The organism is Ectobacillus ponti (assembly GCF_024294785.1).
Taxonomy (GTDB): Bacteria; Bacillota; Bacilli; order Bacillales; family Bacillaceae_G; genus Ectobacillus; species Ectobacillus ponti.
On sequence record NZ_JANCLT010000006.1, the window covers coordinates 172,263 to 187,418 of the forward strand.

Here is a 15,156-nt window from a genome sequence, read left to right on the forward strand (position 1 = left end):
AGGATTTTGTATAACAGGCAGTATTTCCGCGGAAACAAGCGATTTCGCCACTAAAAATGGATGAAAGACAGGGGATGGACACATGCATGACAATGTGCGAATAGAAAGGGATTTTCTTGGAGAAAAGGAGGTTCCTCAGCAAGCATACTATGGCGTCCAAACCATGCGGGCCGTAGAGAACTTCCCCATCACCGGCTACAGGCTGCATCCATCCTTGATTCATGCGATGGCAATCGTGAAAAAGGCTGCAGCATCGGCCAATATGGAAACAGGCTACCTTCCCCGGGACATCGCCCATGCTATCATCGAGGCTGCCGATGAGATTATGGAGGGAAGACTGCACGACCAATTCATTGTCGACCCGATTCAGGGAGGGGCAGGAACCTCCATTAATATGAATGCAAACGAAGTGATTGCCAATCGGGCTCTTGAATTGCTTGGCAAGGAGAAGGGTGATTACAAGACAATCAGCCCGAACACCCATGTGAATATGGCGCAATCCACAAATGACGCGTTTCCCACGGGAATTCATCTCGCAGTGCTCAGCATGCTGGGAAAGCTGCTTGAGACGATGGAAAAGCTGCATGATGCCTTCGCGCAAAAGGCAAGGGAATTTGACCATGTGATTAAAATGGGGCGCACCCATTTGCAGGATGCCGTACCGATCCGCTTAGGACAGGAATTTGAAGCATACCGGCGCGTGCTCGCCCGCGATATCAAGCGGATTCAGCAGTCCCGCCAGCATCTGTATGAGGTAAATATGGGGGCAACCGCAGTCGGGACAGGGCTCAATGCGGATCCGCGCTATATTGAAAGGGTGGTCGCACACATTGCTGAGATCAGCGGCTTCCCGATTGTCCGTGCTGAGGACCTGGTGGATGCGACACAAAATACTGATGCGTATACAGAGGTGTCGGCAGCACTGAAGGTGTGTATGATGAACATGTCCAAGGTCGCCAATGATTTGCGGCTGATGGCTTCCGGACCCCGGGTCGGCTTAACGGAAATTCAGCTCCCCGCCCGTCAGCCCGGCTCTTCCATTATGCCGGGCAAGGTGAATCCGGTTATGGCTGAGGTGGTGAACCAGGTGGCGTTTCAAGTCATTGGCAATGACCACACCATTTGTTTGGCTGCTGAGGCGGGCCAGATGGAGCTGAACGTGATGGAGCCGGTGCTTGTGTTCAATCTGCTTCAGTCCATTGATATTATGAAGAACGCGTTTGAGGTATTCCGTGCATATTGTATAGAAGGCATTGTCGCCAACGAGCGGGTGCTGAGGGAGTACGTAGAAAGAAGTGTAGGTGTCATCACGGCGGTGAACCCGCACATCGGCTACGAAATGGCCTCGCGCATTGCCCGTGAAGCCATTGCCACCGGAAAATCAGTGCGGGAGCTTTGCCTGCATTACGGTGTGCTGACAGAGGCGGAGCTTGATATCATTTTGGATCCGTACGAAATGACGCATCCTGAAATTGCCGGCGCTTCCTTGCTGGTACAGAAGCAGCACACATAATGGAGCAGGATGCTTGCGCAGACCTTATTGCGGAGCATCCTTTTTATTTGGAGAAGGAGAGAGCGGTGCTCTACAATAGGAGCAAGGAGAAGAGAAAAGAGGGTGAAAGTATGGCAGATGTATTCATTCGTACAAAGAAACAGGCTGAAATCATGGCGCAGCTGCAAGCGCTTGTGCCGATTTTTCAAAGCAGAGAGCATGAACTGGATGCTCTAGGCTCCTTTCCTTTCCAGAACATCGCGGATTTAAAGGGAATGGGCTATCATAAGCTGACGCTGCCGAAGGAATATGGCGGCGAAGCGGCATCCTTGTATGATTTGCTGCTGTTTCAGGAGAAAATTGCCGAAGGGGACGGCGCAACGGCACTGTCCATCGGCTGGCATATGGGGATTATGCAGGAGCTGACGGAAAACCGCCAATGGGAGGAAGAGCTGTTTGCCTGGATGTGCGGGGAGGTACAACATGGAGCACTTTTGAACCGTGCCGCCTCTGAGCGGGCAACCGGCAGCCCGGCGCGGGGCGGCCGGCCGGAAACAGCTGCGGTCCGCATCGAAAACGGCTGGCAAATCAGCGGCCGTAAAACCTTCACTTCCATGGCGCCGGCACTGGATTATATTCTCATTTCTGCTTGGGTCGAGGAGGAAGGACAAATCGGCGAATTCTTAATTCCGCGTAAGGCTGCAGGCGTCAGCATTGAGGAAACGTGGGACAGTGTCGCCATGCGCGGTACGGCCAGCCATGACCTTGTGCTGGAGCAGGTGCAGATCCCGCCGGCATATCTGGTGGAATGGCGCAATAGCCCGCGTCCAAAGAACAGCGGCTGGCTGCTGCACATTGCCGCCTGCTATCTGGGCATTGCGCAGGCCGCCAGGCAGTATGCCCTGCGGTTTGCCGCTTCCTATCACAATAATAGCACACAAGAGCCTATTTCATCTCTGCCGAATGTTCGCCGTCTGATCGCTGAAATGGAATTGGAGCTGCTGACAGCCCGGCATATGATGTATGGTGTTGCCGCGCAGTACGATGCCTCAGAGCAGCGCGGACAGCTGAAGCGGGAGCTGGCGGCAGTGAAGCATGTGGCCACAAATGCTGCAATTGCTGTCGTGGATAAAGCTATGCGGATTGTCGGCGCCCGGAGCTTGTCTGCCGGAAACCCGCTGCACCGCTATTATGTCAATGTCCGGGCAGGGCTGCATAATCCACCGGCGGATGATATTACAATGTCGCTGCTGACGGAGCAGGCGCTGGCCGAGACGAGAGGGCAAGCATGAGGGAGCAGATTGCCGCAGAGCTGCGCCGGATTGAAGAAGAGGATGGAGTCAAGGTTCTGTATGCGGTGGAATCCGGCAGCCGCGCCTGGGGCTTTGCTGCTCCTGACAGCGATTATGACGTCCGCTTTCTGTATGTGCACCCTGTCGAATGGTATTTGTCCATAGATTCCCGCCGCGATGTAATCGAGCGGCCTGTCAGTGAGCAGCTGGATATAAGCGGATGGGATTTGCAGAAGGCCCTGCGGCTTCTGCTGAAATCCAACCCGGCTCTCATTGAATGGCTGCGCTCTCCCATCGTTTATGAGGAAACATACAGCACGGCAGAGCAGCTGCGGCAAATCAGCAGCAGCTATATTTCCACAAAAGCAAGCATCTATCACTACCTGCATATGGCGAAACGGAATTTCCACGAGTATTTGCAAGGAGACACAGTGAAGGTGAAGAAATACCTGTATGTCCTGCGGCCGATTCTGGCATGCATGTGGCTGGAGCGTGAGGAGAGCATTCCTCCCGTGCCGCTTGCAGAGCTGCTGTCAGCGCTGGAGCTCAGCGAAGAGGTGCGCCAGGCTGCGGATGAACTGCTGGCCCAAAAGCAAGCGGGCGAAACGCTGCGCTCCGGTGCACAGAGACCCGTGCTGCAGCGGTTTCTGGCGGAACGGATTGCCTACTACGAGGGGTATACGAAGGATTTGCCGGATGCTGCGGAGGTCGATGTCCGGCTGCTGAATCAGCTGTTTGTACAAGCGCTGCAGGAAATATGGAAGCCGGCTGCCCTATAGGGGGCAGCCGGTCTTTTATTTAATCCTCTTGATATACTCCCGCATATCGGCAGCACTCATTGGGCCGATGTGCTTGACCCGGACAATGCCTTTCTCATCCAGAAAATAAGAGGTGGGGATACTGATGGTCTGGTATGCTCCGTTGGCCCGCCCCTCGCTGTCCAACAGCACAGGAAAGGTGTAGCCGTTTGCTTGTACAAAGGCTTTCACATCATCCATGCTTTTCTCGCTGGAGGTCACATTAATCGCCAGTACAGCCACATCTGTGCCTTTTGTTTCCTCATAGAAGGTCTGCATTTCCGGCATTTCCGCTTTGCAAGGGCCGCACCAGCTGGCCCAGAAGTTCAGCAGCACCTTCTTTCCACGGTAGTCGGTGAGTTTTACTTTTTGCCCATCCAAGGTTTGCAGCGCGAAATGGGGAGCAGCCTCTCCTTCATTTGTGCCGATGCGTACATCAGAGGCAGCCAGCTTTTCACCGGCAGCTTCTTTTTCATTTCCTGTTTGATTCATAACCGCCCAGATGGCCATGCCGGCCAACAGGAGAATCAGGATCCATCTCTTCATTTTATTGTTCTCCTCTCCAAAATAAGCAGCATCGCTGCCGTTATGATGTAGTTGAACTCATGCTTTCATCGTACCAAAGGCAAGAAAAATCTGTCAAATACATAGGGAGGTATATAGAGAGGGGAGTTTTCACAAAAACGATAAAAAGTGGCGCACTCTGTTCATTTACATTATACCCTACAGGGTATATAATGAAGTTGGAGTTAAGAAAACAATAGGGAGGAAACGAAGCCATGAAGAAAATCGTCATTGTCGGCGGAGTTGCCGGAGGAGCTACAGCCGCAGCGCGTTTGCGCCGTTTGAATGAAGAAGATCATATTGTGCTGTTTGAACGCGGAGAATATATTTCATTTGCGAACTGCGGCCTTCCTTATTACATCGGGGACGTAATTACGGAGCGCCAGAAGCTGCTTGTACAAACGGTGGAGGGGATGTCCAAGCGCTTTAAGCTTGATATCCGGAATGTCAGCGAAGTCACAAAGGTAAACCGGGACCGTAAAACAGTGACCGTGCGCAATGTCCGGACCGGCGAGGTGTACGAGGAGTCCTATGATGTGCTGGTGCTGTCACCGGGTGCAAAGCCAATTCAGCCGCCAATTCCCGGTTTGGGGGAGGCGAAGGCAGTGTTCACTTTGCGCAACGTACCGGACACAGACCGAATCAAGAAGTATGTGGATGAATTGCAGCCGAAGCATGCAATGGTCATTGGCGGCGGCTTTATCGGAGTGGAGATGGCTGAGAATTTGCGTGAACGGGGTATGGAGGTAACGCTTGTAGAAATGGCGGACCAGGTGATGGCGCCGATTGATTATGAGATGGCGGCAATGGTCCATACGCACATGCGTGAGCATGGAGTGGAGCTCATTTTGCAGGATGGCGTGCAGGCATTCGAACGTGAAGGGAAAACAGTCCGCCTGAACAGCGGCCGGGAGATTGCCACAGACATGATCATTCTGGCAATTGGTGTGCAGCCTGAAAGCTCACTGGCGAAAGCGGCCGGACTAGAACTCGGTGTGCGCGGCACAATAAAGGTGAACGAGACGCTGCAAACCTCAGATGAGGCCATCTATGCGATTGGTGACGCTGTGGAAGTACGGGATTATATTAACGGTACAGAAACGATGATTCCGCTTGCTTGGCCAGCCAACCGCCAGGGGCGTCTCGTTGCCGACCATATCAACGGGCGCAATGTGCGCTACAGAGGAACACTTGGAACATCCATCGCAAAAATCTTTGATATAACGGTTGCTGCAACCGGCAACAATGAAAAAACATTGAAGCATCTGGGCATCCCATATCAGGTAGTGCATGTTCATCCGGCAAACCATGCCACATACTATCCGGGAGCTTCCCCAATCTCGCTGAAGCTGATTTTTAATGGAGAGACGGGCGAAATATACGGGGCGCAGGCAGTCGGCAAAGACGGAGCCGATAAGCGGATTGACGTGATTGCTACAGCCATTAAAGGCGGTCTTGCTGTCATGGATCTGCCGGACTTGGAGCTGGCTTATGCACCGCCGTTCTCTTCGGCCAAGGATCCAGTCAATATGGCGGGATATGTGGCATCCAATATCGTAGAAGGTGATGTAGAAACGGTACAATGGCATGAGATTGACAAAATTGTCCGCGGAGGCGGTATGCTGATCGATGTACGCGACCCCGGTGAGGTGGCCCGCGGCACCATTCCGGGGGCAACAGCCATTCCGCTGAATGAGCTTCGCGATCGTCTTGCGGAGCTTCCGAATGACCAAATCATCCATGTCACCTGTCAGGTTGGGCTGCGCGGATACTTGGCCAGCCGTATTTTGAAGCAGCATGGGTTTACTGTGAGAAATTTGGACGGCGGATATAAAACATATTCTGCGGTGCAGCGAGCATAACCATAAAAATAATTTCCCCTCATTCAAAAAATGTGCTTTATAAAGAACGATATCTATGTTATATTTTGATTTATAAATAACTGTTAATAAGCAGAAAGCATATACAAACCAAATAGGAGGGATTGTGATGGCAATTCGAAATGCAACAGATGCAACCTTTGCGGATTCTGTTGCCAAGGGCCTTGTATTGGTGGACTTCTGGGCCCCTTGGTGCGGACCGTGCCGCATGGTGGCTCCGGTGCTGGAGGAGCTGGACCAAGAGCTGGGCGGCCGCCTGGCAATTGTGAAGGTGAACGTGGATGAGAACCAGGTGACGGCTGCGCAATTTGGAATCATGAGCATCCCGACTATGGTATTGTTTCAGGATGGAAAGCCGCTTGGCCAAATTGTTGGATTCCAGCCGAAGGACGCAATGCTTGAGATATTAGAACCGTATATGCAATAAAGTGCGAATGAGGGGAAATTATGGGTCAACATCAGTTCAATCATGAGTTTGCTGAAGACGATATTCAAATGCTGAAGGCTATTGCACATCCGCTGCGCCTGCGTTTGGTGCGCGAGCTGCTGAAGCGCGGCACCTGCAATGTGACGCAGCTGCAGGAGCTGCTGCAGATTCCGCAGTCAACTGTTTCGCAGCACCTGACGAAGCTAAAGCAAAGCCGTGTTGTACAATTTGACAGACGGGGCCTGGAAGTATACTACAAAGTGCAGGATGAGCGGATTAGAAAGGTTATGGAAACACTTTTTGCCTGACGCCATATAATCCGGGAAGCAGCCGTCCGGCTGCTTCTTTTTCTCCGTGTTTTTGACAAGTGATACTGGATGCATTAGTATACCTATTAAGGTATGTAATCTGGAGGGTGTCGCATGGAATATACGCAGGAAATGAAGAACCGGCTGAAACGGATTGAAGGACAAATCCGCGGTGTGCTGCGCATGCTGGAGGAAGAGAAGGACTGTAAGGAAGTTGTTACACAGCTGAGCGCTGCCCGGGCGGCCATTGACCGTACAATCGGTCTTGTCGTCGGCACAAATTTGGAGCAATGCTTGCGTGAGCAGATGGATAACGGCGAGTATGCGGACCGCGATTTAGTGAAAGAGGCTGTCCAGCTCCTTGTGAAAAGCAGGTAATCTGCCGAAGCAATTGCCAGTTTTTATGGATGCTCCGGCATGTCATGTGTTGAATCTGAAGCTGTCCGGCTGGTCGCAGCACATAATCAAGGCGAAATGCGGCAACCTAAAGGGGAAACCAAATGAAGGAGGCTTCCTTATGGACGTGAACCGCGTGAAGCAAATTCTATCATCCCCAAGCCATGTCCGGGTGGAATACAACGGGGTGCCGGTATGGATTGAAAGCTGTGATGAATCCAACGGCATTGCCAATGTGCACGATGTGAAAAATCCGGATGAGACAGTGGAAGTAAGCATCACAGAATTGCAGGAGATGTAATATGCGGGCAGGGATTCTTCAAAAGGTGTACTTTTGAAGGGTCCCTTTTTACATGGCCTGATGCGGGACGTCCCTTCTTCCCCGCAGCAGTTTTTCAACCTATAATAGAAGTGTATAGATACATAACAGGGGGGATTTCATGAAAAAGGGTATAGTTTGTTTGGGAGAAGCGCTAATAGATTTCATCCCGGCGGATCATACGAATATGGTCTATCAGAAATGCCCGGGCGGTGCTCCGGCGAATGTAGCGGTGGGGGCTGCGCGGCTGGGGATCCCTTCGACATTTCTCGGGAAATTAGGAAACGATGTGCTCGGTACGTTTCTAAAGGAGACATTGGCGGGCTACGGAGTACGGACAGACCATCTGCCGTTGACGGATGAAGCGCGGACGGGCATTGTATTTGTAACCTTGGCGGAAAGCGGGGAGCGCAGCTTTGAATTTTTCATTGAACGCAGCGCTGATCAACTGCTTGCGCAAGAGGATATAAGTGAAGAACTGCTTGAGCAAAGCAAAATCCTGCATTTTGGTTCTATTTCACTGATTCACGAGCCATCCCGAAGCGCTACTATGCGCGCAGTGGAACTGGCCAAGAAGCATGGAGTGCTTGTATCTTATGACCCGAATTTGCGTCTTGGTCTCTGGGAAAGCGGGGAGGCGGCACGTCAAGGTATCCTATCGATGATGCCGCATGCGGACCTTTTGAAAATCTCGGAAGAAGAGCTGGAGTTTTTGACAGGTCATGCAGAAATTGAGGCTGGACTCGCTGCCTTGGCGCAATACAACATTCCCTACATCTTCATCACATTAGGCGCTGAAGGAAGCTATGTGGCGGCAGGCGGCGAACTCAGCCGCGCAGCAGCCATGAAGGTGACGGCAGTGGATACAACAGGTGCCGGGGATGCCTATGTATCCGGCATTCTGTACAGCTTCCATGAGTTTGCCGGCGACAAAATTACAGTGCATGAGCTTGAGCAGTTTGCGCGCTTTGCAAGTGTATCCGGTGGTCTTGCCGCCTCCCAAAAGGGGGCAATGACAGCGCTGCCGACTTTGGAGCAGGTACAGGCGCTGTTGCAGGAGTAGTGTCTCTTGTCAAAATGCTGGGCGCGTGTACGTGGGACAACACCGTAAAAAATAAAAGGCTGGCGCGGAAGACATCCATCTTCTGCGCCAGCCCTTTACAGCAAATGCTTAAAGGAGGTGCGGATGACATCTCCCCGGCTGATAATGCCGGCCAGCACCCCATTGCGTTCAACAGGCAGCTTCTTAATATGCTTTTTCCCTAAAATCGCCGCCACGTTTTCGGCATCTTCATTCCAGGCAACAGTCAGCACATTTCGCTTCGCCACCTGCATCACATTCAAGTCCAATGTCTTTCTCGCCCGTTCCTCGTATTCATCCTCATCACCTACAATGATATTGATGAAATAAAAGCCGTCGATCACAATATCCTTGTGCTTGCCGATGTGGCGCATGATATCGCCGTCACTGATATAGCCCACAATCTTATTTCTGTCATTTACCACCGGCATCCCGCTGATTCCTTTTTCAATAAACTTTTCAATTACAGCACGCACACTATCCTTTTCAGTTACCTTAAAGACTTCAGTGTTCATAATTTCATGAGCCTGCATGTTGAACCCTCCTTCTAAAAATAACCCTTATGTACATTGTTTGATCGCGGGAGCATAGACGAGATATTGCGTGCTGAAAACAAGCATGGGAAGAAACCATGCTACAAAGACGCTTCCTTCCAAAACGAAGAAGCGTCTTTGTATGCCACAGGCTTATTCCATCATTGCCGTCAGCTTTTTGGAAAGTCCCAGCAGGATGAGGCCGAATAGAATGACTACCACACCAATGAGGCTGAATACTTCCAGATACCCCAGAGACTCTGTGTATACTGCAAGTGTGCCCGCCAGAAGGTTGGCTACAAACGAGCTGGCCATCCAAACGCCCATCAGCAGAGAAGCCAGTTTGATAGGGGCAATTTTACTTACCATGGACAAACCGATTGGTGATAGGAACAGTTCCCCCACTGTGTGGAAGAAATACGTCATTACAATGAAAATCATGTTTGCTTTTACAGTCAAAGCCTTGTCGTCGCTGCCTGTCTGCATGACAGCCAAGATGACAGCCACAAAGCCGATGCCGAGCAGAATCATGCCAAATGCCATTTTTGTCGGTGTTGGCAGGTCGCCGCGCTTGGAGGAAGCAAGCTTCGTCCAGAAAGCGGAAAGCAAGGGAGCCAACAGGATAATGAACATGGGATTCAAGGATTGGAACCAGGATGTCGGCACTGTCCAGCCGAACAGATTCCGGTCCACAAACTTGTCTGTATACAGTGTCAGGGAGCTGCCGGCTTGCTCGAAGCCAGCCCAGAAAAAGACAACGAAGGAAGCAAGAATCAGGATTACCGCAGTACGCTGCTTTTCCTTCTTCGTCAGCGGCGCCTGGGCAGCTGAACCCGCTTTTTCCTTTGCCACCTTGCTTGCGGGCTTCAAACCTGCTTCTCCAAGGAAGCGCGGCCCCAGTACGTTAAAGATGATTTGGCCGATAATCATACCGATACAAGCGGCAAGGAAGCCGTATTTGTAGCCGTATTGAATAGTGCCGCCAACTGTTGTTTTGAAATAATCTTCAGCCAAATAGCCGCAGATCAGCGGAGCTAAAAATGCCCCAAGGTTAATGCCCATGTAGAAGATTGTAAAGGCACCGTCGCGGCGCGCATCATCCTTCTCATAGAGTTCTCCAACCAGCGTGGAGATATTCGGCTTAAAGAAGCCGTTTCCGACAATCAGCAGAATGAGTCCCAAATACAAGCCTGTCACGCTGTTCATCGCAAACAGAATAAAGTTCCCGATTGCCATGACAATACCACCGATGGTAATGGCAAAGCGCTTGCCGATAAACTGGTCAGTCAAGTAACCGCCGATCAGCGGCGTAATGTAGACGAGAGCCGTGAAGAGTGTATAAATTGTAATGGCGGTGCTTTCCTTCATTCCAAGCCCGCCGCTGGCAAGCTCTTTTGTCAAATATAGAATCAACAGTCCTCTCATACCGTAGTAGCTGAACCGTTCCCACATCTCTGTCAAGAATAGCAGATATAAACCGGGCGGGTGCTTCTTCGCCGGCTGCTGATTTGTCAGCTTTGCAGCTGCTTCCATAGTACAACCTCCTTATAAAGCTATGTCTATATTGTTTTTGGTCATACACAATATTTTAGTTCACAAACTAAAAGAGGGTCAATAGAATTATATGGGAATAATGAAAATAGTCATAAAATATAAGCGTTTTACGAGTTTGCCTGCATTGATAAAGCCGAAATAATCTTATTTATCTGTATTTTTTGGTTTCATCATCCTTTTTATACAACTGCATTATTTTTCTTATATAATTAATAATTATATATTCGAATAGAAAATGTCATACATGAGGCACTTGGGAATCGAAGTCGGTGCTTTCCTGTTTCGCAGAAAAACAGACCTCCAGCAAGGGGAAGGTCTGTTTATGCGTCACTTCTTTAAAAAATACTTTTCCACATCATCCAAAAACAGATTTGCTGCCAATACGCCTCCTGCCGTGTTCCAAATTGTATCGCTTACCTTGTGCACTTGGCCGTTCTTTGCTGCCTGCAGGTTTTGGAATAATGGGTCATTCACCCAGTCAGCTTCTACCTTATTTCCTTTGCCGTCTCCTTCTTCATACGTAAAGTAGAAGAGTACGTCCCCATCCATGGCCGGAATGCGCTCCTTTGTTATGCCCTTTTCCGCAAAGTCAGGCTTATTTTGAGATTCCGGGCGTGTAAAGCCAAGCTCATCCAGGATTACACCAGAGAAGGAATCCTTATGGTAAATACGGACGTCCGCCCCCATGAAACGGACAATGGACACCTTTTGCTGCAGCTTGTCGCCAAGCTTGCTTTTCAGGCCGGAAACACGTTCCTCGTATTTGCCCAGTACTTCATTTCCTTTCTTTTCCTGATTGACAGCTTTTGCGTAAAACTTGAAATTTTCCTTCCAGTCACCGCGCAGTGTCTCAGAAAATACAGTTGGCGCAATTGCTTTCAGCTGCTCATACACTTTTTCGTGGCGCATTTTGTTGCCGATGATGAGATCCGGCTTTAATCCCACAATTGTTTCCAGGTTTACTTCGCTCTCAGTACCTACGACCTTCACATCAGCCATCTGCTTCTCAATATGGCTGTACCAAGGATTGCCCGTCCAGGACTTTACTGCGCCAACAGGCTTGATGCCCATTGCGAGCAATGCTTCTGTGCCTTCATTTGTCAAAATCACAATCCTCTTGGGAGTTTTCTTGATTTCTGTTGTGCCCATGGCATGCTGTACTGTGTAAGACTCAGTTGCCTTGGCTTCCTTCTCAGGTGCTGCTGTTTCCTTTTTTGCACCGCAAGCGCTGATAAATACAGTCCATGCCAGCAGCAACATCCATAAGCTCCATGACTTCTTCTTCATGTATGTACCCTCCAATTGTTAATGATAATCATTTTCAATTGAATCATACATGACAGTTATCAGAAGTGTCAATATCTAATTGAAAAAAATTATCATTCTCATTGACGCCATTTTCCATATTCGGTAGACTAAAGGAGGAAAAAGCTTGGAGAGGAACGGGAAGATGCAATTACGAACACACCAGAGAAAGGCAGCAGGCCTCTTTGCTTGCTTGGTTATATTGCTTGCCTGCATTTGGGCGAGTATTATATACGGCTATACGGATACAAGTTCGAAGACGGCGATCGCCGCTTTTACACAGTATAATGGGTCGACCGAACATATTATCATTCAAACTGTGCGCCTGCCGCGGGCGTTGATTGCCGCGGCTGTCGGGGCGAGCTTGGCGGTTGCGGGCGCACTCATGCAGGTATTGACGAAGAACCCGCTGGCATCGCCAGGCATTCTCGGCATCAATGCCGGTGCGGCGTTCTTTATTGTATTGGCGGTCACCTTGTTTTCTGTGCAATCGCTGCAGGCCTTCGGCTGGATCTCCTTTGCCGGTGCAGGTGCTGCGGCAGCGCTTGTTTATGTGGTTGGTTCGCTTGGAAGAGAGGGGCTGACTCCGGTGAAGCTGACGCTGGCCGGTGTGGCCATGGGAGCGCTGTTTTCCTCCTTCACACAAGGCTTGCTTGTATTGGACGAAACGGCCCTGGACCAGGTGCTGTTTTGGCTGGCAGGGTCGGTACAGGGGCGGAAGCTGGAGGCTTTAACAAATGTGCTTCCTTATATGATGCTGGCATGGGCCGGCGCTATACTGCTGAGCGGCAAAACGAACATATTGCTGCTGGGGGATGATGTATCCCAAAGTCTTGGGCAGCGGACACAATTTATAAAAGGCATACTGGCCTTGCTTGTGGTGCTGCTTGCCGGCAGTGCGGTGGCTGCGGCGGGACCGATCAGCTTTGTTGGCGTCATCGTGCCCCACTTTGCCCGTTTGTTTGTCGGACAAGATTACCGGTGGGTGATTCCGTACAGTGCTCTGCTCGGGGGCATTTTGCTGCTGGCAGCCGATATCGGAGCGCGGTACATCCTCATGCCACAGGAGGTGCCCGTCGGTATTATGACGGCACTGATCGGTGCCCCATTCTTTATTTACGCGGCACGCAAAGGGGGATTGGCAAAATGAGCCGATATCGTATTGTTCGTGCAGGGAGCATATCTTTTATGTGGGAAAAGCAGCAGGTGCGGCGCCTCCTCTGGATGCTGGCAGCCGCTGCTGCTGTTTTCTTCATCAGCGCCGGTCTTGGCGAAATCAGGATTGCACCTTGGAATGTTGCCAAGGCATTGGTCGGCATGGGAAATGAGCTGGAGCGGCTCGTTGTCATGTCATTTCGTCTTCCGCGCATCCTCATGGCGCTGCTTGTCGGTGCTTCGCTTGCGGCGGCTGGCAGCATCCTGCAGGGAATCGTCCGAAATCCGCTTGCTTCGCCTGAGATATTGGGCATTACAGGAGGTGCAGGTGCAGCGGTGGTGCTGTTTTTAGCTGTTTTCAGCGATCGAAGCAATGCCCTCACCATCAGCATTCATTGGTTGCCGGTCGGGGCCTTTGCCGGGGCGGCAATTACCGCCATCCTTGTGTACGCCCTGGCCTGGCAGCGCAGCGCCATTTCACCGCTGCGGCTGGTGCTGATTGGCATTGGGGTATCAGCAGTGATGCAGGCGCTGACCACGCTGCTGATGATTCTTGGTCCGATTCATCAAGCGAGCCAAGCTAATATTTGGCTGACAGGCACAGTATACGGGGCCAATTGGAAGCAGGTCGGCATTTTGGCGCCGTGGACCACCCTTCTCTTTGCCTTGGTTTGGATAGCGGCACGTAAGCTGAATGTGCAGGAGCTCGGGGAAGAGCTGGCGACCGGCTTGGGCAGTGCGGTGCAGCGGCAGCGCATCTGGCTGCTTCTATTATGTACAGCATTGATCAGCGGCGCTGTGGCTTTTGCCGGCGGAATCGGTTTTGTCGGATTGATTGCGCCGCACATTGCCCGCCGCCTTGTCGGTTCGGCCTACGGGGTGCTGCTGCCTGCCGCTGCGGTGATTGGAGCCATTCTTGTCATGACGGCTGATTTGCTTGGCCGTCTGCTGTTTGCACCCCTTGAGGTTCCTGCGGGTGTCTTCACAGCAGCGATTGGAGCCCCGTACTTTATTTATCTGCTGTATCGAAGCAGAAATGCTTAAGAAGGAAGTGAACAGCTGTGGAAGCACTGCAAACAAAAGAATTGACCTTGTCATACGGAGATACCGTTATTATTGATACATTGAATTTACAGATTCCCAGAGGGAAAATTACGGTGTTTATTGGCGGCAACGGCTGCGGCAAATCCACCTTGCTTCGTTCGCTGGCCCGTCTGTTGAAGCCCGCTTCAGGGGCGGTTCTGCTCGATGGCGACGAGATTGCCAAGCTGCCTACGAAGGAGGTAGCCAAGAAGCTTGCGATTTTGCCGCAGGGTCCGGCCGCGCCGGAGGGATTAACCGTTTTGCAGCTTGTGAAGCAGGGACGGTATCCGTACCAGCGCTGGTTCCGGCAATGGTCAGCCCAAGACGAAGCCATCGTGGGGCGGGCGCTGGCCGCAACTGGTATGACAGAACTGATGGAGCAGCCGGTGGATTCACTTTCTGGCGGACAACGGCAGCGTGCCTGGATCGCGATGACATTGGCGCAGGAAACAGATATTATCTTATTGGATGAACCGACTACGTATTTGGATATGACTCATCAAATTGAAATTCTGGATTTGCTGTTTGAATTGAATGAACAGGAGCAGCGGACCGTCGTGATGGTCCTGCATGATTTGAATTTGGCTTGCCGCTACGCGCATCATATTGTGGCTGTAGCTGACGGGCAGATTTATGCACAAGGCAGTCCGGAGGAAGTGGTAGATTCGCAGCTTGTCCGCGATGTGTTCCGGATGGAATGCGAAATTGCAGCGGATCCGCTGTTTGGGACGCCGATGTGCATTCCGCATGGAAAAGGCCGGCGAGTGAAGCAAACAGTATAGTTGCAGGGGCCAACCAGACTGCAGGAAGACGCCGCAATTTGTAGGAAAACAGCCGTGAATTGCAGGAAGAGTCAAATGAATTGTAGGAAAAGCATTTTGATTTGCAGGAAAATACGCCCGACTGTCGGGATTCTAGAGGAGCTGTTTCTTATTCTGCAAGCTGAAAGGGAACCGGTGTGTGCAGCTAG

General features: G+C 51.2%; 16 protein-coding genes. 12 read left to right on the forward strand and 4 right to left on the reverse strand.

The features are described 5' to 3' along the window. Positions 1 to 82 precede the first annotated feature (82 nt). From aspA to NK662_RS13225, 3 genes are all read left to right on the forward strand, one after another. Positions 83 to 1,513: an aspartate ammonia-lyase gene (gene aspA / locus NK662_RS13215; protein WP_254759411.1), complete on the forward strand. Its 1,431-nt coding sequence runs from the start codon at positions 83 to 85 to the stop codon at positions 1,511 to 1,513. Between the two features lie 110 nt (positions 1,514 to 1,623). Further along, the gene (locus NK662_RS13220; RefSeq protein WP_254759412.1) at positions 1,624 to 2,784 is read left to right on the forward strand and encodes an acyl-CoA dehydrogenase family protein; all 1,161 of its coding nucleotides are present in this window, start codon (positions 1,624 to 1,626) and stop codon (positions 2,782 to 2,784) included. Beyond that, entirely contained in the window at positions 2,781 to 3,563 is a 783-nt protein-coding gene (locus tag NK662_RS13225) for a nucleotidyltransferase domain-containing protein (protein ID WP_254759413.1), read from the forward strand. The genes NK662_RS13220 and NK662_RS13225 overlap by 4 nt, the downstream gene beginning before the upstream one ends. 15 nt (positions 3,564 to 3,578) lie before the next feature. Here the strand turns inward: NK662_RS13225 and NK662_RS13230 are convergent, their stop codons facing one another. Continuing rightward, the gene (locus NK662_RS13230; RefSeq protein ID WP_254759414.1) at positions 3,579 to 4,127 is read right to left on the reverse strand and encodes a TlpA disulfide reductase family protein; all 549 of its coding nucleotides are present in this window, start codon (positions 4,125 to 4,127) and stop codon (positions 3,579 to 3,581) included. Positions 4,128 to 4,360: 233 nt separating this feature from the next. Here NK662_RS13230 and cdr point away from each other — a divergent pair, with 233 nt between their 5' ends. From cdr to NK662_RS13260, 6 genes are all read left to right on the forward strand, one after another. After that, positions 4,361 to 6,007: a CoA-disulfide reductase gene (gene cdr, locus NK662_RS13235; RefSeq protein WP_254759415.1), complete on the forward strand. Its 1,647-nt coding sequence runs from the start codon at positions 4,361 to 4,363 to the stop codon at positions 6,005 to 6,007. Between the two features lie 127 nt (positions 6,008 to 6,134). Beyond that, positions 6,135 to 6,452, forward strand: a complete 318-nt coding sequence (gene trxA, locus NK662_RS13240) for a thioredoxin (protein WP_254759416.1) — start codon at positions 6,135 to 6,137, stop codon at positions 6,450 to 6,452. A gap of 20 nt (positions 6,453 to 6,472) precedes the next feature. Continuing rightward, positions 6,473 to 6,760 carry an ArsR/SmtB family transcription factor gene (locus NK662_RS13245; RefSeq protein ID WP_254759417.1) on the forward strand — a complete coding sequence of 96 codons (288 nt, stop codon included), beginning with the start codon at positions 6,473 to 6,475 and terminating at the stop codon, positions 6,758 to 6,760. A 114-nt stretch (positions 6,761 to 6,874) separates the two neighbouring features. Beyond that, the gene (locus NK662_RS13250; RefSeq protein WP_254759418.1) at positions 6,875 to 7,138 is read left to right on the forward strand and encodes a metal-sensitive transcriptional regulator; all 264 of its coding nucleotides are present in this window, start codon (positions 6,875 to 6,877) and stop codon (positions 7,136 to 7,138) included. A 139-nt stretch (positions 7,139 to 7,277) separates the two neighbouring features. Then, positions 7,278 to 7,457: an H-type small acid-soluble spore protein gene (locus NK662_RS13255; RefSeq protein ID WP_254759419.1), complete on the forward strand. Its 180-nt coding sequence runs from the start codon at positions 7,278 to 7,280 to the stop codon at positions 7,455 to 7,457. 139 nt (positions 7,458 to 7,596) lie between these two features. Continuing rightward, on the forward strand, positions 7,597 to 8,538 hold the full coding sequence (locus NK662_RS13260; protein ID WP_254759420.1) for a carbohydrate kinase family protein: 942 nt from the start codon (positions 7,597 to 7,599) through the stop codon (positions 8,536 to 8,538). A gap of 95 nt (positions 8,539 to 8,633) precedes the next feature. Here NK662_RS13260 and NK662_RS13265 read toward each other — a convergent pair whose 3' ends face one another. From NK662_RS13265 to NK662_RS13275, 3 genes are all read right to left on the reverse strand, one after another. Beyond that, on the reverse strand, positions 8,634 to 9,089 hold the full coding sequence (locus NK662_RS13265; RefSeq protein WP_254759421.1) for a CBS domain-containing protein: 456 nt from the start codon (positions 9,087 to 9,089) through the stop codon (positions 8,634 to 8,636). Between the two features lie 153 nt (positions 9,090 to 9,242). Further along, on the reverse strand, positions 9,243 to 10,622 hold the full coding sequence (locus NK662_RS13270) for a peptide MFS transporter (protein ID WP_254759422.1): 1,380 nt from the start codon (positions 10,620 to 10,622) through the stop codon (positions 9,243 to 9,245). 348 nt (positions 10,623 to 10,970) lie between these two features. Then, complete coding sequence (locus NK662_RS13275; protein ID WP_438503620.1) at positions 10,971 to 11,903, reverse strand: ABC transporter substrate-binding protein; 933 nt, start codon at positions 11,901 to 11,903, stop codon at positions 10,971 to 10,973. Between the two features lie 190 nt (positions 11,904 to 12,093). Here NK662_RS13275 and NK662_RS13280 point away from each other — a divergent pair, with 190 nt between their 5' ends. From NK662_RS13280 to NK662_RS13290, 3 genes are read left to right on the forward strand one after another with little or no spacing between them, the layout of a single operon-like run. Continuing rightward, complete coding sequence (locus tag NK662_RS13280; RefSeq protein ID WP_254759424.1) at positions 12,094 to 13,098, forward strand: FecCD family ABC transporter permease; 1,005 nt, start codon at positions 12,094 to 12,096, stop codon at positions 13,096 to 13,098. Next, positions 13,095 to 14,147 carry a FecCD family ABC transporter permease gene (locus NK662_RS13285; RefSeq protein ID WP_254759425.1) on the forward strand — a complete coding sequence of 351 codons (1,053 nt, stop codon included), beginning with the start codon at positions 13,095 to 13,097 and terminating at the stop codon, positions 14,145 to 14,147. The genes NK662_RS13280 and NK662_RS13285 overlap by 4 nt, the downstream gene beginning before the upstream one ends. A 17-nt stretch (positions 14,148 to 14,164) precedes the next feature. After that, on the forward strand, positions 14,165 to 14,968 hold the full coding sequence (locus NK662_RS13290) for an ABC transporter ATP-binding protein (RefSeq protein WP_254759426.1): 804 nt from the start codon (positions 14,165 to 14,167) through the stop codon (positions 14,966 to 14,968). Positions 14,969 to 15,156: the final 188 nt, after the last annotated feature.

Coding starts and splice junctions, on each gene's coding strand:
- NK662_RS13245 (WP_254759417.1), top strand. CDS start 6,473: ATGGGTCAACATCAGTTCAATCATGAGTTTGCTGAAGACGATATTCAA.
- NK662_RS13280 (WP_254759424.1), top strand. CDS start 12,094: ATGCAATTACGAACACACCAGAGAAAGGCAGCAGGCCTCTTTGCTTGC.
- NK662_RS13285 (WP_254759425.1), top strand. CDS start 13,095: ATGAGCCGATATCGTATTGTTCGTGCAGGGAGCATATCTTTTATGTGG.
- trxA (WP_254759416.1), top strand. CDS start 6,135: ATGGCAATTCGAAATGCAACAGATGCAACCTTTGCGGATTCTGTTGCC.
- NK662_RS13270 (WP_254759422.1), bottom strand. CDS start 10,622: ATGGAAGCAGCTGCAAAGCTGACAAATCAGCAGCCGGCGAAGAAGCAC.
- cdr (WP_254759415.1), top strand. CDS start 4,361: ATGAAGAAAATCGTCATTGTCGGCGGAGTTGCCGGAGGAGCTACAGCC.
- aspA (WP_254759411.1), top strand. CDS start 83: ATGCATGACAATGTGCGAATAGAAAGGGATTTTCTTGGAGAAAAGGAG.
- NK662_RS13265 (WP_254759421.1), bottom strand. CDS start 9,089: ATGCAGGCTCATGAAATTATGAACACTGAAGTCTTTAAGGTAACTGAA.
- NK662_RS13255 (WP_254759419.1), top strand. CDS start 7,278: ATGGACGTGAACCGCGTGAAGCAAATTCTATCATCCCCAAGCCATGTC.
- NK662_RS13225 (WP_254759413.1), top strand. CDS start 2,781: ATGAGGGAGCAGATTGCCGCAGAGCTGCGCCGGATTGAAGAAGAGGAT.
- NK662_RS13220 (WP_254759412.1), top strand. CDS start 1,624: ATGGCAGATGTATTCATTCGTACAAAGAAACAGGCTGAAATCATGGCG.
- NK662_RS13275 (WP_438503620.1), bottom strand. CDS start 11,903: ATGTTGCTGCTGGCATGGACTGTATTTATCAGCGCTTGCGGTGCAAAA.
- NK662_RS13230 (WP_254759414.1), bottom strand. CDS start 4,127: ATGAAGAGATGGATCCTGATTCTCCTGTTGGCCGGCATGGCCATCTGG.
- NK662_RS13260 (WP_254759420.1), top strand. CDS start 7,597: ATGAAAAAGGGTATAGTTTGTTTGGGAGAAGCGCTAATAGATTTCATC.
- NK662_RS13250 (WP_254759418.1), top strand. CDS start 6,875: ATGGAATATACGCAGGAAATGAAGAACCGGCTGAAACGGATTGAAGGA.